We start from the raw sequence: 23,236 nt of genomic DNA, 5'->3' as shown, positions 1-23,236 counted from the left end.
CTTGAAAACCGCCGCAGGGATCTGTGGCGGTTTTTCTTTTGGGCGCACGGAGATGGCTAAAATGAAAATGGCGCGCTCCGCTTCCGCAAGAACACGCCATCGCCAAAAACAAAAAGGCCGGAATGACCCGGCCTTTCGCCATCCGCCTTCACATCAGTGCCAGTACATCCGTGGTCAAAGGCAAGGGCGGAACTGCAGCCAGATTGATCATGAAAGGTCAACGAAGAGTTAACGCCGCTTTCATGATATTAACGGACGAAATGGCTCGCTTTCCAGCGCGCCAGCGCCCATCGGCTGCATGACTGAAGCGTATATGAGAGGGCAAGGTGGCAATTTCAAGGCCGCTTTGTTGTTTCTGCCAGAAACCTTCTAAAGCAGCCCGGCAGCCTTGATCGAAAACCTTAACGCCTTTTCGGTTTCGAACTGGCGCGTTCAAGCTGTATTCATGCAAATGCTTCTACAACACATGCACAGATTGAGGAGGCACTTGGGATTCCTATCAGACCCCGTGCATAGAGAAGCCTTTATCTTGCCGAAGTTGGGTAGTGTTACCAAAGAGCGCCGGGGTAGGCGCGTGACTGTGAACAAGCGCCGGGGCGGCGAAGTGCGCGAAAGGGAGAGTGATTTATGAAATTCAAGGTTCTCGCGGCGAGTCTACTGACAGCGCTCATGGCGCTGCCAGCCATTGCGGACGCGGCGGAAGGCTTTGCCACGGCAAACGTCAACATGCGGTCAGGCCCAAGCACCGCCTATCCGGCTGTCACGATGATCCCGGTCGGTGTGCCCCTTCAGATCAATGGCTGCCTCAATGATACGCCGTGGTGCGATGTCTCCTTCTACGGTGGCCGCGGCTGGGTTGCAGGCCGTTATATCCAGGCGACCTATCAGTCGCGCCGCATCTATGTCGACCGGCAATATTACCGGCCGCTCGGTATTCCGACAGTGGTGTTCAATTTCGACGACTATTGGGGTCGCTATTACCGCGGCCGCGACTTCTACCGCGATCGCGATCGCTGGCGCCGCGGCCCTGGCTGGGGCGATCGGCGGCCCGACAGCGGCTGGGACCACCGCAATTCTCCGGGCTGGGACCGCGGCTCCGGCTGGAATGATGATCAGGATGGCAACTGGGACCGCCGCCCTGATCGCAATCGCGACTGGAATGACGGACAGGATCGCAACTGGGATCGCCGGCCCGATCGTGATCGTAACCGCGATTGGGACAGACAACGCGACGGCAATCGCGACTGGGGCAGACAGCGCCTGGACGACAACCGGGACTGGGGTAACCGGCCAGACCGCCAGCACGACAACAACCGTCCGGACAACCGCCCGCGCCCGGAACCGCAGCAGGCTCAACCGCAACCACAGCCGCAGCAGCCACAGAACAATCCGCGGCCGAATGCAAGCGACCCGGGACCTTATAGCCCTAACCACAGAGATCCATGCCCCGCGTCGGAGCCCAACTGCCGGATGTCCGTGAGAGGCTCGAACCGCTGACGGCCGGCCCTGCAACCACCTGAAAAGCTAAAAGGCCGGCGACTTTGAAAGTCGCCGGCCTTTTTGGTGAAGTGCATTGCCTCCCAGAAGAACGCGCTCCCGTGCGGGAGCTTCACTCAGCAGATGATTTCACGGAAGAGCACGCGCGCAAAACTCTCGACCTCTGCCGCGCTTTCGCCGGTTCGCAAGGTTTGGACAGTTAATGCGATGGTAGCGGCATGCTTCAATGCATCTTTAGACGCGCTTCCCGAGTGGCTGAAATGAACATCTCGCGCGCTTCTTCGGCAGACTTGCGGCCGTCAATGGCAGCCCGGCAAAGGCTTCGAGCCGCCACATAGAGGGGACCACGGCGGTCGGGCCATAGATTGGCCATGCAATTAAGGGCCTCGGAAGGGCCTGTCACGACCTGGAAGCTATCCTGAGCAAAACCGACCTCGATCGGATTGCTCCATTTGACGTGTCGCATGAACACTCCTCCTCACGCGCTACCAATTGCTTGGAACCGTCGATTAAGACGGCCACATGACAATACTATAACCTTGTTCAGAGCATTCGAAAATATGGAAGATTGCTTGTTGTCCGTGAAGTATCGACGCAGTCTCATCCGATACGAGTGCGATAGTATCCCCAAATTGCAGGGGAACACCGGCGGCCTACTTTTCACGTGCGATCCGCCTCGCCTCATCCGGAGAGAAGCCGGCACGGCGCGCAAGCCGCTCGAGGCCGAATATTCGGTCGATCTGGTCCACCAGCCACAGTTCGAAACGTTTCCACATTGGCTCAGCCTCCTCCGCTGCGATCCGTTCGATCGCAGCGGCTCACGATGAACATCGCACTGGCCAACCACTTCATTTCAACGGAATTGGGGCGGCCGCTGCGCGTTGGAGAGCAATTCCTGCTTCGTTGCGAAGTCGCCGAACAGCTTCTTCAGCCGGGCTTCCTCCTCCTTGCAAATCCGATGGCGTCGGACGAAATCCTCGACGCTCCAGACCTCGCGTAGCTTGCTCTCTTCAATTTGCTCTATCTTTAGTAATGAAGTCATGGGCTCGCCCTCTTTGTTTTTATGAGAGGATAATGCTCAGGGTGGCGAAAAGTTCCTTGCGCCCCCCGCGGTCGCAGGGCGAGATCGCCGCCATTGCGGGGCGGAATGTTCTTAATCCCTCCTTAAATCGCCGCATTTACAATTCAGGCGGGATTTGATGTCTTCAGCAGAGGCGCGAACCAAGGCGGGTTGCTTTACCTCGATCGCCCATTGGCTGAAAGATCGCTACCGCCGCTGCGATCAGCCTGATAGAAGGCATGGAATACAAGGGCACCGAGGTACGACCGGCCGGCAATGGCAGATAAGAAAAAATCAAGCCAGAGAATAGAACCATCCTTTTCCAGCGGCCGGGAACGCATCGAGGACGGATTCAATGCCGGCGAGCGCATCATCGGCAACAGGCACTCGGCCAAGAAATATTCGTCTTCTTCCAAAACATACTACGAAGAACCGGAACCCGACGACGATGACGACGAGGATGAGCCCGTGGTCGAAAAGCCTCGCCGAACTCGCGCCCGCAGCCGCCGCAAACCGGCACGCCGTGCGCGGCCGCGGCGCGGCTTTTTCGGCTTCATCCGTTCGACGATCTACTGGGGTCTCGTACTCTGCCTCTGGGCCGGTATCGGCCTTGCCGGCCTCGTCGCCTACTACGGCTCGCGCATGCCGAGCGCCAGCACCTGGTCCATCCCTGAACGGCCGCCGAACGTCAAGATCAATGGTCTCGACGGCAGCCTGATCGCCAATCGCGGCACCACGGGCGGCGAGGCCGTATCGCTGAGCGAGATGTCGCCCTATATTCCCGAGGCTATCGTCGCGATTGAGGATCGGCGCTTCTACTCGCATTTCGGCTTCGATCCGATCGGCCTTGGCCGCGCGGTAGTGACGAATATCGTGACGGGACATGCCGTTCAGGGCGGCTCGACGCTGACGCAGCAGCTTGCCAAGAACCTCTTCCTGTCGCCGGACCGCACGCTGGAACGCAAAGTGCAGGAAGTGCTGCTGGCGCTGTGGCTGGAGCACAAGTACACCAAGGATCAGATCCTGACGATGTACCTGAACCGCGTCTATTTCGGCTCCAACGCCTATGGCGTCGAGGCCGCCTCGCGGCGCTACTTCAACAAATCGGCCAAGGACGTCAATCTCGGCGAGGCCGCCATGCTTGCCGGCCTGGTCAAGGCGCCCTCGCGGCTGTCGCCCGCCCGCGATCCCGCCGCCGCCGAGGCGCGCGCGCAACTCGTGCTGCAGGCGATGCAGGATCAAGGCTTCATCACCGAGGCCGATACCAAGACGGCGATGTCCCAGCCGCCGACACGATCGAAGAGCTACTGGAGCGGCGCCGAGAATTACGTCGCCGACATGGTCATGGACCAGCTACCGAAGCTGATCGGCGGCGATGTCAAGGAAGACCTGATCGTGGACACCACGCTCGACATGTCGCTGGAGGAGAAGGCAGAGAAGGCACTCAGCGATGTGCTCGAAAAGGAAGGCAAGAAGCTGAACGCATCGCAGGCCTCACTGGTTTCCGTCGACGCAACAGGCGCCATCCGTGCTCTCGTTGGCGGCCGCGACTATGCACAGAGCCAGTTCAATCGCGCGGTCACCGCCAAGCGCCAGCCGGGCTCCGCTTTCAAGCCGTTCGTCTATACCGCAGCGCTTGAGATGGGCCTGACACCCAATTCCATCCGCAACGACATGCCGGTCAAGATCGGCAACTGGGCGCCTGAAAATTATGAACAGCGCTATAGCGGCCCCGTCACGCTTGCCACCGCGATCGCGCATTCGCTGAACACCGTTGCCGCGCAGCTCGTCGCCGAAGTCGGGCCGGACCAGGTCATCAAGGTCGCCCGCAGGCTCGGCATCGAATCGGATTTGCAGGCCAATGCCTCGATCGCGCTTGGCACGTCCGAAGTGTCGCTGCTGGAGCTGACTTCCGCCTATGCCACCTTCATGAACGGCGGTTTCAAAGTAGCCCCGCATGTCGTCACCAAGGTAACGACCGCCTCCGGCAAGGTGCTGTACCAGGCCAATACGGACAATCCGGAGCGCGTGCTCAACCCGGATATCGTTGCGAACATGAACGCCATGATGGCCGGTGTCATCACTAACGGCACCGGCAAGACAGCACGCATTCCAGGCTGGCAGGCGGCCGGCAAGTCGGGCACGACGCAATCCTTCCGCGACGCGCTGTTCGTCGGCTTCACCAGCCACCTGACCACGGGCGTCTGGTTTGGCAATGACGACGGCAAGTCGATGCGCAAGGTGACGGGCGGCGGTCTGCCGGCAAAGGCGTGGAAGGAATTCATGGTCGCCGCCCATAAGGGCATTGCGCCGACACCGATCTTCGGCGGCGGCCAGATCATCGACAACGGCCTGCCCATGGCGCAGACGGCGCCGAACGGCGACCAGCCGACCACCATCGGCAACATCATCTCCGGCGTCGCCAATGGCGGACAGCCGATGCAACAGCCGACCTTGCAGCAAAGGCCGTCGCAACAGCCGATCCAGCCGCAGGTTGTCAACCAGGCCTCCGCGAACGACGACCCGCAGGACCTGCCGCCGGCAAATCTGGCCGACGACACCAACCCTTACAGCTCCAATCGATATGACAGCGATATACCGCCCGCCGATGTCGGCGATGGCGGCGCTCCGGTCGCCACGGCGCGGCCGCACCGCTCGTCACTGCTCGATGTCATCCTGGGCCGATAAAATCGCAATTTCGCCCTCACAGCACGGCGCGTCATGTAGGCGCGCTAAGGTCACTGCGGCACTTTGGACCTGCTGCAGAATTTTATTCTTAAATCGATCCCGATTTAGAGAATCATGCAGTAGACGCTTGCATGGCCGCAGCAAGGCTGCTCTGATACGCGGTCGCGTCAAATCCTGAGGTCCTCGGCGCATATGGGGCATGTGGAATTTGAGCGACAAACCATTTGTTTTGCTGGATTTCGGGCCATTTCCTGCCTTGCAGTCAGTAAAACCGCTACTTATATACGCGGCATCACCGCAGTCATGGCTGCGCAATCCTCAAGACCATCCCGTAAGGGGCTGTCAATGGAATGCCTGACAGGGGTTCCGATAGCTTGCTTCAAGGAGAGAATGACATGGCAAAAGTAATTGGTATCGACCTTGGAACGACAAATTCCTGCGTCGCCGTCATGGACGGTAAGGACGCAAAAGTGATCGAAAATGCCGAAGGCGCCCGGACGACCCCCTCCATGGTTGCCTTCACCGACGATGGTGAACGTCTCGTCGGTCAGCCGGCCAAGCGCCAGGCTGTCACCAACCCCACAAACACCCTCTTCGCTGTCAAGCGCCTCATCGGCCGCCGCTACGAAGATCCGACCGTCGAGAAGGACAAGCACCTTGTTCCCTTCAACATCGTTCGGGGCGACAATGGCGACGCCTGGGTAGAAGCCAACGGCAAGGGCTATTCGCCCGCCCAGATTTCCGCAATGATCCTTCAGAAGATGAAGGAAACCGCCGAATCCTATCTCGGTGAAAAGGTCGACAAGGCTGTTATCACCGTTCCCGCATACTTCAACGACGCTCAGCGCCAGGCAACCAAGGATGCCGGCAAGATCGCCGGTCTCGAAGTTCTGCGCATCATCAACGAGCCGACGGCTGCAGCCCTTGCTTACGGCCTCGACAAGAAGGACGGCAAGACCATCGCCGTTTACGACCTTGGCGGCGGCACCTTCGATATCTCCATCCTGGAAATCGGCGACGGCGTCTTCGAAGTGAAGTCGACCAACGGCGATACCTTCCTCGGCGGTGAAGACTTCGACATGCGTCTCGTCGAATATCTCGTTGCCGAGTTCAAGAAGGACAACGGCATCGATCTCAAGGGCGACAAGCTTGCCCTGCAGCGCCTGAAGGAAGCTGCCGAGAAGGCCAAGATCGAACTGTCGTCCGCACAGCAGACCGAAATCAACCTGCCCTTCATCACGGCAGACGCCACCGGCCCGAAGCACCTGACGCTGAAGCTGACCCGCGCCAAGCTGGAAAGCCTGGTCGACGATCTGGTTCAGCGCACCATCGCGCCGTGCAAGGCAGCCCTCAAGGATGCCGGCGTTACCGCCGCCGAAATCGACGAAGTCGTTCTCGTCGGCGGCATGAGCCGCATGCCGAAGGTACAGGAAGTCGTCAAGCAGCTGTTCGGCAAAGAGCCGCACAAGGGCGTCAACCCGGATGAAGTCGTCGCGCTCGGCGCCGCTATCCAGGCCGGCGTTCTGCAGGGCGACGTCAAGGACGTTCTGCTCCTCGACGTGACCCCGCTGTCTCTCGGCATCGAAACGCTGGGCGGCGTCTTCACCCGTCTGATCGAACGCAACACGACGATCCCGACGAAGAAGTCGCAGACCTTCTCGACCGCCGACGACAACCAGTCGGCCGTAACCATCCGCGTCTCGCAGGGCGAGCGCGAAATGGCTGCAGACAACAAGCTGCTCGGCCAGTTCGACCTCGTCGGCCTGCCGCCGGCACCGCGTGGCGTTCCGCAGATCGAAGTCACCTTCGATATCGACGCCAACGGCATCGTCCAGGTTTCGGCCAAGGACAAGGGTACCGGCAAGGAACAGCAGATCCGCATCCAGGCTTCCGGCGGTCTTTCCGACGCCGACATCGAGAAGATGGTCAAGGATGCCGAAGCCCATGCTGCCGAGGACAAGAAGCGCCGCGAAGGTGTCGAAGCCAAGAACCAGGCCGAAAGCCTGATCCACTCCAGCGAGAAGTCGCTGAAGGATTACGGCGACAAGGTCACCGAAGCCGATCGCACCGCGATCTCCGATGCGATCGCAGCGCTGAAGGCGGCAACCGAAGCTTCCGAACCGGATGCCGAAGACATCAAGGCCAAGACCCAGACGCTTATGGAAGTTTCCATGAAGCTCGGCCAGGCGATCTATGAGTCGCAGCAGGCGGAAGCCGGTTCCGGCGATGCCTCGGCAGCAGGCGGCAAGGACGATGTCGTTGATGCCGACTACGAGGAAATCAAGGACGAAGGCGACCACAAGCGGTCTGCATAAGCGCGAACCGAAAGGTTCTAGGAGACTTAAATCCGGCTGCCTTCGGGGCAGCCGGAAATCCATTTCCGGGGTCTAGTCCTTAATGGCAAAAGCGGATTTTTACGAGACATTGGGCGTCTCAAAAACAGCGGACGAGAAAGAGCTGAAGAGCGCCTTCGCAAGCTGGCGATGCAATTTCATCCGGACAAGAACCCGGACGACAGCAATGCCGAGCGGAAGTTCAAGGAAATCAACGAAGCCTACGAAACGCTCAAGGACCCGCAAAAGCGCGCAGCCTATGACCGCTACGGCCATGCAGCCTTCGAGCATGGCGGCATGGGCGGTGGCGGCGGCTTCGGAGCCGGTTTCGGCGGCGGCGGTTTCTCCGATATTTTCGAGGATATTTTCGGCGAGATGATGGGTGGCGGACGCGCTCGCGGTCGCTCGTCCGGAGGACGCGAGCGCGGCGCCGATCTTCGCTACAATATGGAAATCTCGCTCGAGGAAGCCTTCAGCGGCAAGACGGCGCAGATCCGCGTTCCGACCTCGATCACCTGCGACGTCTGTTCCGGCTCGGGCGCCAAGCCCGGCACGCAGCCGAAGACCTGCGGCACCTGCCAGGGCTCCGGCCGCGTGCGCGCAGCACAGGGCTTCTTCTCCGTCGAGCGCACCTGCCCGACCTGTCACGGTCGCGGCCAGATCATTCCCGACCCCTGCACCAAGTGTCATGGCCAGGGCCGCGTGACCGAGGAGCGTTCGCTCTCCGTCAACATTCCCTCGGGCATTGAGGACGGCACGCGCATCCGCCTGCAGGGCGAAGGCGAAGCTGGCCTGCGCGGTGGTCCTTCCGGGGACCTCTACATCTTCCTCTCCGTCAAGCCGCATGAATTCTTCCAGCGGGACGGCGCCGATCTCTATTGTGCCGTGCCGATCTCGATGACGACGGCGGCGCTTGGCGGCACCTTCGATGTAGCGACGCTCGATGGCACGAAATCGCGCGTCAGCGTTCCCGAGGGAACCCAAGTCGGCAAGCAGTTCCGCCTGAAGGGCAAGGGAATGCCGGTGCTGCGCTCCAGCCAGGTCGGCGATCTCTACATCCAGATCCAGATCGAGACGCCGCAGAAGCTGACCAAGCGCCAGCGCGAACTGCTGCAGGAGTTCGAGCAGATCTCCTCGAAGGACAACAATCCCGAATCGACGGGCTTCTTCGCCCGCATGAAGGATTTCTTCGATACGTTCAGCGACTGATTCGCGAATCAAAATGTTTCACATGAATCCGGCCGATGATTCGGCCGGATTTTTGTTGGGGTACGCGAATCAGCCGCCCTCGTGGTTCGAGACGGCCCTGCGGGCGTCTTCACCATGGAACGTCCGCTATTACAAGGATTGCTCTGCTGAACTTGGCGCAGAAGCCACTCCATCCTCATCCTGAACACGTCGAAGGACGGCGGTGGTCTCTGGAATCGTCCTCGATCTCTCTTGCACCCATTGCCGACGGCAAAAACCTTGCACTTGGCCGGGGTTCGGCATACCCCTCGCCCATCGACCCAGAATCCGAAAGACAGATGCCGAACAAGGTTTCCATCTCGCGCCTGAAGCTGACCGACTTCCGCAATTATGCGGCGGCGGCGCTGACGCTTGATGAGCGGCATGTGGTGCTGACCGGCGACAATGGCGCGGGCAAGACCAATCTCATGGAGGCGGTCTCGCTTCTTTCGCCTGGCCGTGGCCTGCGCCGCGCGGCCTATGCCGATGTCACCCGGGTCAATGCGGCAGGCGGATTTTCGATCTTCGCCGAGCTCGAAGGCATAGAGGGTGCCGTCGAGATCGGCACCGGCATTGATACGACCGACGAATCAGCCGCCCGCAGGCTGCGAATCAACGGCACGCCGGCCAAGACTGTCGACGAGCTGACCGATCACCTGCGCATTCTCTGGCTGACACCGGCCATGGACGGCCTGTTTACCGGCGGCTCCTCGGAGCGGCGCCGCTTCCTTGATCGGTTGGTGCTGTCGCTCGATCCCGCCCATGGCCGCCGCGCCAGCGATTTCGAGCGCGCCATGCGCAGCCGCAACAAGCTGCTATCCGAAAACCGGTTCGATCCCTCCTGGCTCGGCGGCATCGAGGAGCAGATGGCGAGCCTCGGCATTGCCATGGCGATCGCGCGGCAGGAAATGCTCGGCCTTCTCTCGCGGCTGATCGCCGAAACGCGCGAGACGACGCCGTTTCCTTCAGCGGCGCTCGCGCTTTCCGGCTTTCTCGACGGACAATTCGACCGGCCCGCCGTCGATCTCGAAGATGCGTATGCCGATATGCTGCGCGAAGGGCGCTACCGCGACGCCGCTGCCGGCCGCACGCTGGACGGGCCGCATAGGGTCGATCTTCTCGTACGCCACCGCGAAAAGGACATGGAAGCGGAGCGCTGCTCGACAGGCGAGCAAAAAGCCCTTCTTGTCGGCCTCATCCTTGCGCATGCACGCCTGGTCGGCAACCTGACGGGCTATGCTCCGATCCTGCTACTCGACGAGATTGCCGCGCATCTTGACGAAGGACGGCGTGCAGCGCTCTTCGATCTCATCGACGGCCTCGGCGGCCAAGCCTTCATGACCGGCACCGATAGGTCGATGTTCTCGGCCCTTGGCGAGCGTGCGCAATTCTTTACCGTGGCGCATGGCGGCATTACGAAATCCTAGCGCCTCCTTCGCCGCGATTGTGCTAAACTCGAGCACATGGATCCTTTGACCTCAGACGAAATCGCCCGCTATCACCGCCATATTCTCCTGCCGGAGGTCGGCGGCGCCGGCCAGCAAAAATTAAAGGCGGCCCGCGTGCTTGTCATCGGCGCAGGCGGCCTCGGTGCCCCGGTCCTGCAATATCTCGCCGCCGCCGGTGTCGGTACGCTCGGCATTGCCGATGACGACCGCGTTTCGCTGTCAAACCTGCAGCGGCAGGTCATTCACGATACGGGCACGATCGGTGACATGAAGACGCAGAGCGCGGCCGACGCCATCGCGCGGCTGAACCCGCATGTTCGCACCATCCGCTTCGAAGAGCGGTTCAGCCTCGATACGGCTGCGCGGCACCTTGCCGGCTTCGATCTCGTCATCGACGGCTCCGACAATTTCGACACGCGCTATGCCGCGGCCGATGCGACCGAAGCGACGCGTTTGCCGCTGGTGACCGGCGCTGTCGGAAGATTCGACGGGTCCGTGACGACACTGAAGCCTTACGAAAACGATGCGGACGGCAATCCCAATCCGCGCTATCGCGATCTCTTTCCGGCACCACCGCCGGAGGGCCTGATTCCCAGCTGCGCGGAAGCGGGCATCATCGGAGCCCTGACAGGCGTCATCGGCACGCTGATGGCAATGGAGGCGATCAAGCTTATCGCAGGCATCGGCGAGCCGCTGATCGGCCGCCTGCTGCTCTATGATGGGCTTTCCTCGCGCTTCGAAACCGTACGCTATCGCCGCAAACGCGCTCGGGTCGCGGCGGAATGAGCGAAATCGCGTTTCGTCGCCTCGATGACGGCTTCGACCGCTGGGATGCGTTGCTGGATCTTATCTTGGCATCCTTCGCTTACATGAACGGCCGCATCGATCCGCCATCCTCCGCGCTCGCGCTGACATCCGAAACGCTGAAAGCGAAGGCGTTTAGCGAGATCGCTTATGCCGCGCTTGATGATAAGCATTTAGTCGGCTGCATTTTCTGCCGGCCGGAGGCAGAGAGCCTTTATGTCGGCAAGCTCGCCGTGCTGCCGACAGCGCAGGGCAAGGGCATTGGCAGACGCCTGCTTGCCCTGGCCGAGACTAAAGCGCGCGAGCTCGGTCTAAAAACCTTGCGGCTGGAAACGCGGATCGAGCTCACCGACAATCACGCCACCTTCGCCGCCTGGGGCTTCCGGAAGACGGCCGAAAATCGCCACGCCGGTTTCGATCGCACGACATCAATCGAAATGCGAAAGGCGATTGCCTAGCGCATCTTCAACCGTTTAGCCGTGTCGTTAGGCTTCGCGCGGCGGAATGCGGGTGATGCGGGCACCCATGGCATTCAGCCGCTCCTCGATGCGCTCATAGCCGCGCTCGATCTGCTGGGCGTTGTTGATGACGCTGGTGCCCTCGGCACACATGGCCGCAATGAGCATGGCCATGCCGGCGCGAATGTCAGGGCTTTCGAGCTGCGCGGCGCGCAGCTTGGAGGGGCCCGCGACGATGGCGCGATGCGGATCGCACAGCACGATGCGGGCGCCCATGGCGATCAGCTTGTCGACGAAGAACATGCGGCTTTCGAACATTTTCTCGAACATCAGCACGACGCCATCGCATTGCGAGGCGGTGACGATGGCGATCGACATCGTATCGGCGGGAAACGCCGGCCAGGGCTGATCTTCGATCTTCGGAATATGGCCGCCGAAATCAGGCTGGATTTTCATCTCCTGACCGGAGGGAATGACCAGATCATCGCCGTCGATCTGGCAGCGGATGCCGAGACGCTCGAAGGTCATGAGGGTGGAGCGCAGATGCTCGACGCCAGCGCGGCGGATGGTGATTTCCGAGCCGGTAACGGCGGCAAGGCCGATCAGCGAGCCCACCTCATTGTGGTCGGGGCCGATGCGATGCGATGCACCGCCGAGCCGCTGGCCGCCGTGGATGGTCATCATATTGGTGCCGACGCCTTCGATTCGAGCGCCCATGGCAATCAGGAACCGCGCAAGATCCTGCACGTGCGGTTCGGAAGCACAATTGCGCAGGATCGTCGTCCCCTCGGCGAACACGGCAGCGCAAAGCGCATTTTCCGTCGCCGTCACGGATGGCTCATCGAGGAAGACATCGGCGCCACGCAGCCCATCAGTGCGGAAGCTATAGACGCTATTGACCTCGACCCTCGCGCCGAGCTGTTCCAGCGCCAGAAAATGCGTGTCAACACGCCTGCGGCCGATGACGTCTCCACCGGGCGGCGGCAGAGTGATCTCGCCACAGCGCGCCAGCATCGGTCCGGCAAGCAGGATGGAGGCACGGATACGGGCGCAAAGATCGGGATCGAGATTGGCGGGGCGAAGCTCGCGCGCTTCGATTTCGAGCTCATTGCGGCCGAGCCAATGTACTTTCGCACCGACCGACTGGATCAGCTCCACCAGCGCCTCGACGTCGCGGATGCGCGGCACGTTGCTGAGCTCGACGCGTTGATCGGTCAGAAGCGACGCGGCGATGATCGGCAATGCGGCATTCTTGTTGCCGCTCGGTTCGATCTCTCCCGACAGCTTGAAGCCGCCCTCGACCACATATTGAATCCGCTCATGCGGCAACGCGCGCGCCATGATTTCCGCCCTTCCTGATTTGTGTTTGTGGTCACCTCTGGGCCGGCTTTGTGACATGCACGTGACCGGCGAGAGGGAAATGAGATCAAATTTGCAGCGGGGTATTCAGCCCGTTTCAGCGGGCGAATCAGCATGCTTCCGTCATCGAAAGGGCAGCACGCGATTGGGCGGGCGATGGCCGTCGATGAAGGTGCGGATGTTGATGATGACTTTGTCGCCCATGTCGATTCGGCCCTCGAGCGTGGCCGAACTCATATGCGGCAGGATCACCACCTTGCCCTCATTGGCGAGCTTCACCAACTTCGGATTGACGGCCGGTTCGTTCTCGAACACGTCGAGGCCGGCGCCGGCGATCTTGCCCTCGCGCAGGATCTTGATCAGCGCCGCTTCGTCGATAACATCGCCGCGCGCCGTGTTGACGATGTAGCTCGTCGGCTGCAGCAGCGCCAGGCGGCGGGCAGAAATCAGATGGTAAGTCGCAGGTGTCGACGGGCAATTGACCGAGACGATATCGACGCGGGCAAGCATCTGGTCGAGGCTGTCCCAATAGGTTGCCTCCAGCTCGTCCTCGGTCGTGGGATTGACGCGCTTGCGATTGTGATAGTGGATTGATAGGCCGAACGCCTTGGCGCGGCGGGCGACGGCGGTGCCGATCCGCCCCATGCCGACGATGCCGATGCGCTTGCCGTGGATGCGGCGGCCGAGCATCCAGGTGGGCGACCATCCGGCCCATTCGCCGGGGTTGTCGGTCAGCACACGCGCACCTTCCGCCAGTCGCCGCGGCACAGCGAGGATGAGCGCCATGGTCATGTCGGCGGTGTCTTCGGTCAGCACATTCGGCGTATTGGTGACGGTGATGCCGCGGCGGGCGGCGGCCTCGACATCGATGTGATCCGTGCCGTTGGAGAAGCTGGCGATCAGCTTCATCTGCGGGCCGGCTTCTTCGATGATCTCAGCATCGATGCGGTCGGTGACAGTCGGCACCAGCACATCGACCGAGCGGACGGCCTCTATCAATTCGTCCTTGGTGCGTGGGCGATCATCTATGTTGAGCTCGGCATCGAAGAGTTCGCGCATGCGCGTCTCCACCGCGTCAGGCAGTTTGCGCGTGACGTAGACCTTCGGTTTTTTCTTCGTCGTCATGGCGAGCGGCGATGCCTTGTTCAGATGTTCTTAACCAAGAAGCAGGATAATTTTCCCGTTCCGGGCATTTCTACCAGACCCGCAGGCGAAGACAAACAAAACTCGCTGACGCGATCCGAGGATTTGCCGCTCACCGGAGCGAAAGGTCGCCGGAACTGCGCCTTTGTCATGACGAACGAACGGAACTCCCATGCGTGGCAATGTCTTGAAGTCCTGCGCCATTTTCGCAATCGGCCTGATGATGGCCGCTGTGTCGGTCGATCTTGCCGTCGCCCAGGCCGCCAAGGGGCCGAGCGGCTTGCCGCTGCCGCGCTTCGTCACGCTGAAGTCGAAGCGAGTCAACCTGCGCATCGGGCCGAGCGCGGATTATGCCGTGTCATGGCTCTATCTCAAGCAGGGCCTGCCGGTCGAAATCATTCAGGAATACGATAATTGGCGGCGCGTACGCGATGCCGACGGCACGGAGGGCTGGGTCAACCAGTCGCTGCTGTCGGGCCAGCGCTCGGCGATCGCCGCCCCCTGGATGAAGGGCAAAGGCAAGGCCGTCTTCGTCAACATGCGCCGCGAATCCCAGCCATCCGCCGCCGTCATTGCCAAGCTTCAGCCCGGCGTGATGATGAGTGTCAAGGAATGCACGGGCGACTGGTGCCTCGTTACCGCCGACGGCACCGAAGGCTGGGTGGCACAATCGGAAATCTGGGGCGCCTACCCCGGCGAGGCCTTCAAGTAACGTACTCCTTGGCTTTTCACACATAAGCGATAGTACGACTTTCCGGCACAATGATGTATCCGGTATGAGAAACGGAGACCGGTTACCTTGGCGTACGTGCTCGGCGTTCTTGGCGTTGCAATCGCCACATTCACATCGACGAACATAGACGATATTTTCGTGCTTCTCGGCTTCTTTGCCGATCCGAAGTTCCGATTGAGGCAGATCATCATAGGCCAATATCTCGGTATTGGCGTTCTTTACGGCGTCAGCGTCATCGCCTCATTGCTCGCTCTCGTCATTCCCGCAGCCTATATCGGCCTGCTCGGCCTTGCGCCGATCTATTTCGGCCTCAGCAGGCTATGGGAGCTCTGGAACGGCAGGGAGGCCGGCGATAATCCGGAAGATCACGCCAAGGCCTCGGTAGGACATGGAAACATCGTGGCGGTCGCATTGGTCACGATCGCCAATGGCGGTGACAATATCAGCGTCTATACGCCTCTCTTTGCGACGCGCTCGGCCTATGAGGTTTTGGCCATCGGCTGCATCTTCGCGGTGCTGACGGCAGTCTGGCTGGGTGCAGCACATTCTCTCGTCAATCATCCGAAGCTCGGCGCACCGATCAGGCGACATGGACACAGGGTCGTGCCCTTCGTGCTGATCGCGCTCGGCATCCTCATCCTCTATGAGGCGGGAACCGTAACGCTCTTTCGGTGATAAGCTTGCTTCGGCACTTTATAGCAAAGCCGCCCCTGCGATCTGCCGAAGGCGGCTTCGATGATCTGCTGATAGAGATAAACTTCGTCAGACAAGCCCGAATTCCTTGGCGGCTTCCGACAGCGACCGCATCGGCCGCGGGCCGATCTGCTCGATAACGACGGCGGCGGCGAGATTGCCGAGCTTGGCGCAGTCTTCCAGACCGCGGCCTTGCGTGTAGCCGAAGAGGAAGCCCGCAGCGAAAAGATCACCTGCACCGGTCGTGTCGATACGCTCCTCGATCGGATGGGCATCGACGACATAGCGCTCATCGCCGCGCACGACGACGGCGCCATCTTTGCCCGTCGTCACGGCGGCGATCTTGCAATCGGCCGCGATCAGAGTCAGCGCCTTTTCAAAGTCGTCGGTCTCGTAGAGCGAGAGGGCTTCGTCACGATTGGCGAAGACAATATCGACGGTACCGGAGCGCATGAGGTCGAGGAACTCGTGGCGGTAGCGGCCGACGCAGAAGCTGTCGGAGAGCGTCATCGACATTTCCCGGCCATTGGCATGAGCAATGCGGGCGCACTCGCGGATCGCTTCCTTGGCGCGTGGCGGATCCCAGAGATAGCCCTCGAAATAGGTTACCTTTGCATCGGCGACGACATCTTCCTCGACATCTTCGGGACCCAGCTCGACGCAGGCACCGAGATAGGTATTCATGGAGCGCTCGCCATCCTCAGTGACGAAGATCATCGAACGGGCGGTCGGCGGGAAGGTGCCCTTCGCCTTAGTTTCGTAATGAACGCCCTGGGCGCGGATATCATGGGCGAAGATCTGGCCGAGCTGGTCTTCGGCAACCTTGCCGAAATAGGCAGCCTTGCCGCCAAAATTCGCGACACCGGCCGCCGTGTTGCCGGCACTTCCGCCGGAGGCTTCCAGAGCCGGGCCCATGCGCGAATAGAGAAGCTCGGCGCGCTCGGCGTCTATGAGGTTCATCGCGGCTTTGGTGATGTTGTTTTCGATCAGAAACTGATCGTCGCAACGGGCGATAATGTCGACAATAGCATTGCCGACGGTCAGTACATCGAAGCGAGTCATCTATAGGAGGGTCCCGGATCCTGGTGATAGCCGGTATCCGGTATTATCGGTTTTTCTGAAGTTTTAAAGCAAAATCCGCGCCAACGCGGCCAACTTGATTGCAATCAGTCATTTGCCTGTCACTTTCTATCTTTACATGCTTATCACGCGACTGGGATGGGAAGCTCGAAAGACTTCCGAGCCAGTTTGGGAAGGAATGATGCCTTCCGCCTCACCGGTACGCGGGCCGACCACGGATGAACTGGCGGCATGTGCACCGGGGGGACCTCCCCACCGGGGCGAGATCGACAAGAGCGGGCCAAGCCCGCTTTTTTTGTTTTGCGGGTTTCCAGCCCCGGGCAAGCTGCTACAAGTTTCGGGTCCAATTCCTCGAAATCACGAGCTTCATACCCGCGTGTCCGAAATCCTCACAGACGTTCTTCCCGTCTTCCTGCTCATTCTCGTCGGCTGGGTCATCGTGCGCACGGGGTTGCTGAAAACCGATGTCGGTGAGGCCATGAGCGAGTTCGTCTTTAAGGTCGCGGTGCCGCTCCTGCTGTTCCGGACCATCGCCGAAGCGGATTTTCGCGGTGCTTCGCCGTTTCGATTGTGGATCGCCTATTTCTCCGGCGTCGCCATCACCTGGACTGCCGGCCATATCGTCGCGACACGGCTCTTCGGGCGAGATGCGCGCATCGGTGTGCTCGCCGGCGTTTCCTCGGCTTTTGCCAATACGATCTTCATCGGCCTGCCGCTGGTCGGGCGCACGGTGGGGCCTGACGGCGTCATGGCGATGTCGATCCTGATCGCCGTGCATCTTCCAACGATGATGATCGCAGGCACGCTGCTGATGGAGCAAGCCGAGCGCAAGGAGAATGCCGACGCCGGCCGCAGCACCGGCGAGTTGCTGCGTCAGGTTGGTAGCAATCTCCTGCGCAATCCGCTCGTCATCGGGCTTTTCTGCGGTCTCATCGTCCACCTGACCGGCCTTCCCATCCCCGCAACGCTCGGCACGGTCGTCGACAACATTGCCAACATCGCCGGCCCGGCTGCGCTGATCTCGCTCGGAATGGCGCTGCGTCAATATGGGCTGTCGGGCAATCTCGGCGTCACCAGCGTCATTGCCGCCTTCAAGCTTTTTCTGCTGCCGGCCTGCGTGCTGGCTGCCGGACTTCTTCTCGGCCTGAGCCCGGAATGGCGAGCCGCACTGGTCCTCACGGCCGCTGTTCCTACAGGTGTGAACGCCTGGCTGATTGCCAATCGCTTCGGCGTGGGCCACAGTCTCGCGGCCTCGACGATTACCTTGACGACAGCGCTCGGCGCATTCTCGGTATCGCTCTGGGCCTATCTGCTCGGATAACCGAGGCCGAAACCCGCCGATCGTAACGGCATCTCTCCGCTTTCGGAGAAGCAGGCAGGAAAATGGTCATATATTTTGCGCATCCCGGCCTTCCCACCCGGAGCGCAGCAAAGGATGGCACATGAATATTGCAGCTCCGCTCACCAATCCCGCGTCAGCCTATGCGCAGAAGGTCTTCGTGCTCCAAGGCGGCGGCGCGCTCGGCTCCTATCAGGCGGGTGCCTTCCAGGCGCTGAGAGAACAGAATATCGAGCCGGACTGGATCGCTGGCATCTCGATCGGCGCGATCAATGCCTCGATCATGGCCGGCAACGTGCCCGGCGAGCGGCTCAAGGCGCTGAGCTCCTTTTGGAACAAGGTGACCGTGCATCTCCCCGTCGATCTACTGATGGAAGATCGGCGCGAGACCAACCCTTTCTATCGCTCGGTCAGCAGCTGGTGGGTATCGACCTTCGGCGTGCCCGGCTTCTTTTCCCCGTGGCAGCTTCCAACCTGGTTCCAGACGCGCGGCTCGGCGGGCGCGACCAGCATCTACGATACGGAGCAATTGCGCCAGACGCTGCTCGATCACGTCGATTTCGACCGAATCAACCACGGCCCGGTGCGTTTGAGCCTCGGCGCCGTCAATGTGCGCACCGGCAATTTTGCCTTTTTCGACAACAAGGAGATCAAGATCGGACCCGAGCATGTGATGGCGAGCGGCGCATTGCCGCCGGGCTTTCCAGCGGTCAAGATCGGCAACGAGCATTACTGGGACGGTGGCCTGGTCTCGAACACGCCGCTCAGCTACGTGCTGCGCAATGGCGCCGATATCGATACGGTCGTCTTCCAGGTCGATCTCTTCAGCGCCGTCGGCCCGCTGCCGCAGGATCTGGAAGAGGTCGAGGAGCGGCGCAAGGATATCACCTATTCAAGCCGCACACGGCTCAACACAGATCTCTTTCTGGAACGCCATCGTCTGCGGCGCGCAATATCGGAGCTCTATGCCCGCCTTCCCGAAGAGGCCAAAGCCGATCCGGAGATCAAGAAGCTGGAGCAGCATTGCTCCGATTACGGCGTCACCATCATCCACCTGATCTACCGCAACAAGCAGTTCCGGTCGCATTCGAAGGATTACGAGTTTTCGGCACTGTCCATGCACGAGCATTGGGAGGCCGGCTTGCGCGATGCCCGTAAGGCGCTGGTCGCCGAGGATTGGCGCATGCCGCCGAGCGCCGAGGACGGGTTGAAGGTGTTCGACCTCGATCAGCGGACGCAATCCCGCCGGCATTCAATCTGAGCGAGCAACACAAAAACGCGGCCTGACGGCCGCGTTTTTCAATCGATCCGGTAATTGCCTCAGTTCGTGGCGGCCGGTGCGTTCGGGTCCGGCAGCGGCACCTGGGTATCGGCAAGCGTGCGCAGATAGGCGATCACGTTGGCGCGATCCTCTTCCTTCGGCAGGCCGGCAAACCCCATTGCCGTTCCGGCGACGAATTTCTTCGGCGCGGCCAGGAAATGATAGAGGTGGTCATAGGTCCACTTTTCCGTACCGCCCTTGGAAAAATCCTTCATGCCGGACGAATAGGCGAAGCCTTCGTGCTCGGCGACCGGGCGGTCGACAATACCCCAGAGATCAGGACCAACCTTGTTCGGACCACCCTTTTCTCCGGAATGACAGGCCTGACACTTCTTGAAGATCGTTTCGCCGACCTTGGCATCAGCCTTCTGAAGGAGCTGAGCGATCGGCGTATCCGGCTTGGCAGCCGCGCCCTTGTCACCGCCCGCAGCCGGTTCCTCGGTCGCGACGATGGCAAAACCGGGCTTTTCCGGCGCCTCTGAATGGAAAATAAATCCTGACGCGAGCGACACGGACTTCAACACGAACAGCGTGGCCAAAAGCGCCCCGACACCCATGTTCACGTAGGATGAATTCATCTGCTATGCTCCCCTCGCCGCCAGCATCCTCCGCTGGCCCATCTTGAATTCGCGCGAAACCTATGTCTTTTGGCTGTTTCTTGCAACTCTGTAAACGGTCTCCACCATGAGACGTTTTGACACTTTTCCCTCGGGAATAGAAGGCCCAACAATGACTGATTCAAATTTAGACAAGACGCTGGTCCTCATTCCCGCCCGCATGGCCTCCACGCGCTTGCCGGGCAAGCCGCTCGCGGATATTTGCGGTCTGCCGATGATCGTACAGGTTGCCAAGCGCGCGCGCGAGGCGGCGATCGGTCGCATCGTCGTCGCCGTCGACCATGAGGATACCTATGCCGCAGTCGCCAATGCCGGCTTTGATGTCGTGATGACCGGCAGGGATCATCAATCGGGCTCGGACCGCATCTACGAGGCGCTGCAGGCCGTCGATCCGCAGGGCCGGGCCGAAATCATCGTCAATGTGCAGGGCGACCTGCCGACGATCGATCCCGAGACCATCCGCGCCTCGCTGCGCCCGCTGGAAAATCCGGCCGTCGACATCGCCACACTGACTGTCGAGATCAAGGACGAGGAGGAAAAGACCCTGCCGAGCGTCGTCAAGGTCATCGGCTCGCCGATTTCCGAAAATCGCCTGCGCGCGCTCTACTTCACGCGTGCAACAGCGCCCTACGGCAAGGGGCCGCTCTATCACCATATCGGTCTCTATGCTTACCGCCGCGCTGCACTCGCGAAATTCGTGAGCCTCGGCCCATCGCCGCTCGAACTGCGCGAATCACTAGAACAGCTGCGGGCGCTGGAAGCCGGCATGCGCATCGATGTCGAGATCGTTGACACGATCCCGCTCGGTGTCGATACTCCCGGCGACCTCGAAAAGGCCAGACGCATCCTCTCCGCCGCTTCTCATTGACGGCATTCCCCCAAGGGCAGTCCCATGATTACCAAGACCAACAAGATCTCCTTCCAGGGCGAGTACGGCGCCAATTCCGATATGGCCAGCCGTGACATGTTCCCGACCATGGAGCCGCTGCCCTGCCAGACTTTCGAGGATGCTCTCACTGCCATCGAGAACGGCGACGCCGATCTCGGCATGATCCCGATCGAAAACACGATTGCCGGCCGTGTCGCCGATATTCATCATCTGCTGCCGGAATCGCGCCTGCATATCGTCGGCGAATATTTCATGCCGATCCGCTTCCAGCTGATGGTGCTGCCCGGTGTCAAGAAGGAAGAGATCCGCACGGTCCACAGCCATATCCATGCGCTCGGACAATGCCGCAACATCGTGCGCGCCAATGGCTGGAAACCGGTCATTGCCGGCGATACGGCGGGTGCAGCCAAGCTGGTGCAGGAAACCGGCGACCGCAGCATGGCGGCACTGGCGCCGCGGCTTGCGGCCGATCTCTACGGGCTGGAGATCATCGCCGAGAATGTCGAAGACACCGAAAACAACATGACGCGTTTCGTCATCCTGTCGCGCGACGAAGACTGGGCGGCACGCGGTTCGGCGGACGAAAAGATCGTCACCACTTTCGTCTTCAACGTCCGCAACATTCCCGCCGCCCTCTACAAGGCGCTCGGCGGTTTCGCCACCAACGGCATCAACATGACGAAGCTTGAGAGCTATCAGCTCGGCGGCCGTTTTGTCGCAACGCAATTCTATGCCGATATCGAGGGCCATCCCGCCGATGCGCATGTGCGCCGCGCGCTGGAAGAACTGCGCTTCTTCTCCGAAAAGGTCCGCATTCTCGGCGTCTATAAGGGACACCCGACGCGGGGCGATCTTTAAGCAGGCGGTTATGGCGACACCATTGTGACGGATTTCCCTCTTCCCTTGACGGGAAGAGGGTAGGTTCGGGGACAAATCGCGATCTCGGCTTACTTATCCGGCTCACAAACGCGCAGTCGATGGCCATCCGGATCGAGCACGACGAAGGTCGGGCCGAAATCCATGGTCGTCAGCTCCTGTGCGATCGGCAGGCCGCGTGCCTTCCAATCCCTGTAATGCTGCTCAACCGCCCCGGTGCCTTCGACCATGAAGCCCAGTTCGCCGCGATTGCCGATGGCGGAGGGCTGTGGCTCGACGCTGCTGCGGCGCCAGAGACCGAGACTTAGGCCATTGTCGAGCGCGAAGGCTACGAAGTTCGGCGACGCGAATGCCGGCTCACGGCCGAAGAGATCGCGGTAGAACGGCGTACTTTCGCTGGGATCCTTGACATAGAAAATGATGAGGTTCGGGCTGGTCATGTGGATGGTCCTCTCGTTTGGGTGAATTTAAGGGCATGCGGATAAGAACCGGCGAACGGAGCAAAGTTCGCCGGGAGTGACTGTGTCATCGCGTGGTTGAAGGCGTGCGGGGATGCGGTTCCAAAACGCGTTGCGCTATTCGGATCAGCGTCTTGCGCTCGGATCTTTGATTATGCGCAGGTCGTTACCGCGAAGGTCGCGACGAGTTCGCATCGATTGCCTCAGCGCATCCGATCTTCCTCTCGATACGGCTCACAGCCGTCGAGAAAGCCAAGATCCCGCTTCACGGAATCGGGCACTTCCTCAATATCGAGGCGATTCCAGCGGCAGCTGAAATAGCCGAGGGCGACCTCAGAGAGACGAGCGGGCCATGACTGATGCTTGCCTTTAAGCGCCTCAATGTCGCCGCAATGCACATGTTGCGAAATGATGGAAACGTTGCCTGCCATGATCGGTCCTCCTTCCTGCTTGGATGGTGCCGATCATAGCCAAGCCTACTGACAGTTTCTGGCAGTAGCATTGCGCCCCGAAGATCAATTATGGGCCAGGCCCTCGCGCGCCTGCCATTCTCTTGCCAGAGCGACGCGGCGGCGTGGGTAGCGTGCCTCGAGCACTGCGAAGTCGACGATGCGGTCGGCGCGGAAATGGCGGAAATCCTGGCGTAGTTCGCACCAGGCCATGATGATGCGGGAATTGTCGAAATAGCCGAGCGCGAAGGGCCAGATGCGCCGGGTCGAGATGGCGCCGTTCACATCGCCGTAAGTCAGCTGCACCATGCGCTCGGTCTGGATCGCCTTGCGCATCAGGGAAAGATCGGCCTTGTCTTCGGTGATGCGGCGCGTGCCGACGACCACGGCCGCCTGGTCGACCGCCTCGCGGAGGTCCGCGGGCAGCACGGCGGCAATCTTTGCGAGCGCATCGGTCCCGGCTGCCGCCAGACGAGCGTCGGTTGCACGCGCCACCCATCTCGACCCCAGCACCAGCGCTTCGATCTCATCCTGGGAAAACATCATCGGCGGCAGCATGAAGCCGGGCTTCAGGACATAGCCGATCCCCGGTTCGCCCTCGATCATGGCGCCCTGCGACTGCAGGCTGGCGATATCGCGATAGAGCGTACGCAGGCTGACGCCGGTTTCCTCCGCCAGAACGGCGCCGCTCACCGGACGACGATAGCGCCGCAGCGTCTGCAACAGCGTCAACAAGCGTTCGGAGCGGGCCATGGCAGAATAGT

At 60.8% G+C, this 23,236-nt stretch carries 22 protein-coding genes and 1 pseudogene; 13 read left to right on the top strand and 10 right to left on the bottom strand.

The features are described from left to right. Positions 1–627 precede the first annotated feature (627 nt). Positions 628–1,497 carry an SH3 domain-containing protein gene (locus ACK83U_RS17390; RefSeq protein WP_112609849.1) on the top strand — a complete coding sequence of 290 codons (870 nt, stop codon included), beginning with the start codon at positions 628–630 and terminating at the stop codon, positions 1,495–1,497. A gap of 223 nt (positions 1,498–1,720) precedes the next feature. Here ACK83U_RS17390 and ACK83U_RS17385 read toward each other — a convergent pair whose 3' ends face one another. The 3 genes from ACK83U_RS17385 to ACK83U_RS17375 form a co-directional block, all read right to left on the bottom strand. Next, on the bottom strand, positions 1,721–1,963 hold the full coding sequence (locus ACK83U_RS17385) for a DUF982 domain-containing protein (protein ID WP_112609847.1): 243 nt from the start codon (positions 1,961–1,963) through the stop codon (positions 1,721–1,723). A 187-nt stretch (positions 1,964–2,150) separates the two neighbouring features. Then, positions 2,151–2,273, bottom strand: a complete 123-nt coding sequence (locus ACK83U_RS17380; RefSeq protein ID WP_257714005.1) for a hypothetical protein — start codon at positions 2,271–2,273, stop codon at positions 2,151–2,153. Between the two features lie 77 nt (positions 2,274–2,350). Beyond that, the gene (locus ACK83U_RS17375) at positions 2,351–2,539 is read right to left on the bottom strand and encodes a hypothetical protein (RefSeq protein WP_112338918.1); all 189 of its coding nucleotides are present in this window, start codon (positions 2,537–2,539) and stop codon (positions 2,351–2,353) included. A 294-nt stretch (positions 2,540–2,833) separates the two neighbouring features. Between ACK83U_RS17375 and ACK83U_RS17370 the strand changes: the two genes are divergently transcribed. The 6 genes and pseudogenes from ACK83U_RS17370 to ACK83U_RS17345 all read left to right on the top strand — a co-directional run bounded on the left by ACK83U_RS17370 (position 2,834) and on the right by ACK83U_RS17345 (position 11,515). Further along, positions 2,834–5,245 (top strand): transglycosylase domain-containing protein, encoded by a 2,412-nt coding sequence (locus ACK83U_RS17370; RefSeq protein WP_112609845.1) that lies wholly within the window; start codon positions 2,834–2,836, stop codon positions 5,243–5,245. 395 nt (positions 5,246–5,640) lie between these two features. Further along, on the top strand, positions 5,641–7,560 hold the full coding sequence (gene dnaK / locus ACK83U_RS17365) for a molecular chaperone DnaK (RefSeq protein WP_112338916.1): 1,920 nt from the start codon (positions 5,641–5,643) through the stop codon (positions 7,558–7,560). Between the two features lie 82 nt (positions 7,561–7,642). Then, a pseudogene (gene dnaJ, locus ACK83U_RS17360) lies at positions 7,643–8,787 on the top strand (molecular chaperone DnaJ). A gap of 317 nt (positions 8,788–9,104) precedes the next feature. Further along, entirely contained in the window at positions 9,105–10,232 is a 1,128-nt protein-coding gene (gene recF / locus ACK83U_RS17355) for a DNA replication/repair protein RecF (protein WP_112609843.1), read from the top strand. A 36-nt stretch (positions 10,233–10,268) separates the two neighbouring features. Next, positions 10,269–11,039, top strand: a complete 771-nt coding sequence (locus tag ACK83U_RS17350) for a molybdopterin-synthase adenylyltransferase MoeB (RefSeq protein ID WP_112609841.1) — start codon at positions 10,269–10,271, stop codon at positions 11,037–11,039. 5 nt (positions 11,040–11,044) lie between these two features. Continuing rightward, on the top strand, positions 11,045–11,515 hold the full coding sequence (locus tag ACK83U_RS17345) for a GNAT family N-acetyltransferase (RefSeq protein WP_412474867.1): 471 nt from the start codon (positions 11,045–11,047) through the stop codon (positions 11,513–11,515). A 27-nt stretch (positions 11,516–11,542) separates the two neighbouring features. On the opposite strand, the gene murA is transcribed toward ACK83U_RS17345, so the two are convergent. Both murA and ACK83U_RS17335 read right to left on the bottom strand, forming a co-directional pair. Continuing rightward, complete coding sequence (gene murA, locus ACK83U_RS17340; RefSeq protein WP_112609837.1) at positions 11,543–12,856, bottom strand: UDP-N-acetylglucosamine 1-carboxyvinyltransferase; 1,314 nt, start codon at positions 12,854–12,856, stop codon at positions 11,543–11,545. A gap of 141 nt (positions 12,857–12,997) precedes the next feature. After that, positions 12,998–13,999 carry a 2-hydroxyacid dehydrogenase gene (locus tag ACK83U_RS17335; protein ID WP_112609835.1) on the bottom strand — a complete coding sequence of 334 codons (1,002 nt, stop codon included), beginning with the start codon at positions 13,997–13,999 and terminating at the stop codon, positions 12,998–13,000. Positions 14,000–14,189: 190 nt separating this feature from the next. On the opposite strand from ACK83U_RS17335, the gene ACK83U_RS17330 reads away from it, so the two are divergent. Further along, complete coding sequence (locus ACK83U_RS17330; RefSeq protein WP_112338908.1) at positions 14,190–14,729, top strand: SH3 domain-containing protein; 540 nt, start codon at positions 14,190–14,192, stop codon at positions 14,727–14,729. 96 nt (positions 14,730–14,825) lie between these two features. Continuing rightward, entirely contained in the window at positions 14,826–15,425 is a 600-nt protein-coding gene (locus ACK83U_RS17325) for a cadmium resistance transporter (RefSeq protein ID WP_412474866.1), read from the top strand. Between the two features lie 87 nt (positions 15,426–15,512). Here ACK83U_RS17325 and ACK83U_RS17320 read toward each other — a convergent pair whose 3' ends face one another. Continuing rightward, positions 15,513–16,505, bottom strand: a complete 993-nt coding sequence (locus tag ACK83U_RS17320) for an adenosine kinase (protein WP_112609831.1) — start codon at positions 16,503–16,505, stop codon at positions 15,513–15,515. 394 nt (positions 16,506–16,899) lie between these two features. Here ACK83U_RS17320 and ACK83U_RS17315 point away from each other — a divergent pair, with 394 nt between their 5' ends. Together ACK83U_RS17315 and ACK83U_RS17310 are read left to right on the top strand one after the other, a co-directional pair. Then, the gene (locus tag ACK83U_RS17315; RefSeq protein ID WP_112609829.1) at positions 16,900–17,844 is read left to right on the top strand and encodes an AEC family transporter; all 945 of its coding nucleotides are present in this window, start codon (positions 16,900–16,902) and stop codon (positions 17,842–17,844) included. 121 nt (positions 17,845–17,965) lie between these two features. After that, positions 17,966–19,123, top strand: a complete 1,158-nt coding sequence (locus ACK83U_RS17310; RefSeq protein ID WP_112609827.1) for a patatin-like phospholipase family protein — start codon at positions 17,966–17,968, stop codon at positions 19,121–19,123. 59 nt (positions 19,124–19,182) lie between these two features. On the opposite strand, the gene ACK83U_RS17305 is transcribed toward ACK83U_RS17310, so the two are convergent. Continuing rightward, positions 19,183–19,761: a c-type cytochrome gene (locus ACK83U_RS17305; protein WP_112400332.1), complete on the bottom strand. Its 579-nt coding sequence runs from the start codon at positions 19,759–19,761 to the stop codon at positions 19,183–19,185. A gap of 151 nt (positions 19,762–19,912) precedes the next feature. On the opposite strand from ACK83U_RS17305, the gene ACK83U_RS17300 reads away from it, so the two are divergent. After that, entirely contained in the window at positions 19,913–20,668 is a 756-nt protein-coding gene (locus ACK83U_RS17300) for a 3-deoxy-manno-octulosonate cytidylyltransferase (protein WP_112609825.1), read from the top strand. 24 nt (positions 20,669–20,692) lie between these two features. Beyond that, positions 20,693–21,547, top strand: a complete 855-nt coding sequence (locus ACK83U_RS17295; RefSeq protein ID WP_112609823.1) for a prephenate dehydratase — start codon at positions 20,693–20,695, stop codon at positions 21,545–21,547. An 89-nt stretch (positions 21,548–21,636) separates the two neighbouring features. Here the strand turns inward: ACK83U_RS17295 and ACK83U_RS17290 are convergent, their stop codons facing one another. The 3 genes from ACK83U_RS17290 to ACK83U_RS17280 form a co-directional block, all read right to left on the bottom strand. After that, positions 21,637–22,005, bottom strand: coding sequence for a VOC family protein (locus tag ACK83U_RS17290; protein WP_112338900.1), 369 nt, complete (start codon positions 22,003–22,005; stop codon positions 21,637–21,639). Positions 22,006–22,226: 221 nt separating this feature from the next. Next, positions 22,227–22,454, bottom strand: coding sequence for a hypothetical protein (locus ACK83U_RS17285; protein WP_412474683.1), 228 nt, complete (start codon positions 22,452–22,454; stop codon positions 22,227–22,229). 84 nt (positions 22,455–22,538) lie between these two features. After that, positions 22,539–23,225, bottom strand: a complete 687-nt coding sequence (locus ACK83U_RS17280) for a helix-turn-helix transcriptional regulator (RefSeq protein ID WP_112338899.1) — start codon at positions 23,223–23,225, stop codon at positions 22,539–22,541. Positions 23,226–23,236 lie beyond the last annotated feature (11 nt).

Origin of the sequence: Rhizobium sp. WW22 (assembly GCF_047041135.1) — a bacterium.
Lineage (GTDB): Bacteria > Pseudomonadota > Alphaproteobacteria > Rhizobiales > Rhizobiaceae > Rhizobium.
This window is presented reverse-complemented; position numbering and strand designations above follow the sequence as displayed.

What these genes read in the sequence shown, in the direction of transcription:
- ACK83U_RS17390 (WP_112609849.1), top strand. Translation starts at nt 628, where the DNA reads ATGAAATTCAAGGTTCTCGCGGCGAGTCTACTGACAGCGCTCATGGCG.
- ACK83U_RS17385 (WP_112609847.1), bottom strand. Translation starts at nt 1,963, where the DNA reads ATGCGACACGTCAAATGGAGCAATCCGATCGAGGTCGGTTTTGCTCAG.
- ACK83U_RS17380 (WP_257714005.1), bottom strand. Translation starts at nt 2,273, where the DNA reads ATGTGGAAACGTTTCGAACTGTGGCTGGTGGACCAGATCGACCGAATA.
- ACK83U_RS17375 (WP_112338918.1), bottom strand. Translation starts at nt 2,539, where the DNA reads ATGACTTCATTACTAAAGATAGAGCAAATTGAAGAGAGCAAGCTACGC.
- ACK83U_RS17370 (WP_112609845.1), top strand. Translation starts at nt 2,834, where the DNA reads ATGGCAGATAAGAAAAAATCAAGCCAGAGAATAGAACCATCCTTTTCC.
- dnaK (WP_112338916.1), top strand. Translation starts at nt 5,641, where the DNA reads ATGGCAAAAGTAATTGGTATCGACCTTGGAACGACAAATTCCTGCGTC.
- recF (WP_112609843.1), top strand. Translation starts at nt 9,105, where the DNA reads ATGCCGAACAAGGTTTCCATCTCGCGCCTGAAGCTGACCGACTTCCGC.
- ACK83U_RS17350 (WP_112609841.1), top strand. Translation starts at nt 10,269, where the DNA reads ATGGATCCTTTGACCTCAGACGAAATCGCCCGCTATCACCGCCATATT.
- murA (WP_112609837.1), bottom strand. Translation starts at nt 12,856, where the DNA reads ATGGCGCGCGCGTTGCCGCATGAGCGGATTCAATATGTGGTCGAGGGC.
- ACK83U_RS17335 (WP_112609835.1), bottom strand. Translation starts at nt 13,999, where the DNA reads ATGACGACGAAGAAAAAACCGAAGGTCTACGTCACGCGCAAACTGCCT.
- ACK83U_RS17330 (WP_112338908.1), top strand. Translation starts at nt 14,190, where the DNA reads ATGCGTGGCAATGTCTTGAAGTCCTGCGCCATTTTCGCAATCGGCCTG.
- ACK83U_RS17320 (WP_112609831.1), bottom strand. Translation starts at nt 16,505, where the DNA reads ATGACTCGCTTCGATGTACTGACCGTCGGCAATGCTATTGTCGACATT.
- ACK83U_RS17310 (WP_112609827.1), top strand. Translation starts at nt 17,966, where the DNA reads ATGAATATTGCAGCTCCGCTCACCAATCCCGCGTCAGCCTATGCGCAG.
- ACK83U_RS17305 (WP_112400332.1), bottom strand. Translation starts at nt 19,761, where the DNA reads ATGAATTCATCCTACGTGAACATGGGTGTCGGGGCGCTTTTGGCCACG.
- ACK83U_RS17300 (WP_112609825.1), top strand. Translation starts at nt 19,913, where the DNA reads ATGACTGATTCAAATTTAGACAAGACGCTGGTCCTCATTCCCGCCCGC.
- ACK83U_RS17295 (WP_112609823.1), top strand. Translation starts at nt 20,693, where the DNA reads ATGATTACCAAGACCAACAAGATCTCCTTCCAGGGCGAGTACGGCGCC.
- ACK83U_RS17290 (WP_112338900.1), bottom strand. Translation starts at nt 22,005, where the DNA reads ATGACCAGCCCGAACCTCATCATTTTCTATGTCAAGGATCCCAGCGAA.
- ACK83U_RS17285 (WP_412474683.1), bottom strand. Translation starts at nt 22,454, where the DNA reads ATGGCAGGCAACGTTTCCATCATTTCGCAACATGTGCATTGCGGCGAC.
- ACK83U_RS17280 (WP_112338899.1), bottom strand. Translation starts at nt 23,225, where the DNA reads ATGGCCCGCTCCGAACGCTTGTTGACGCTGTTGCAGACGCTGCGGCGC.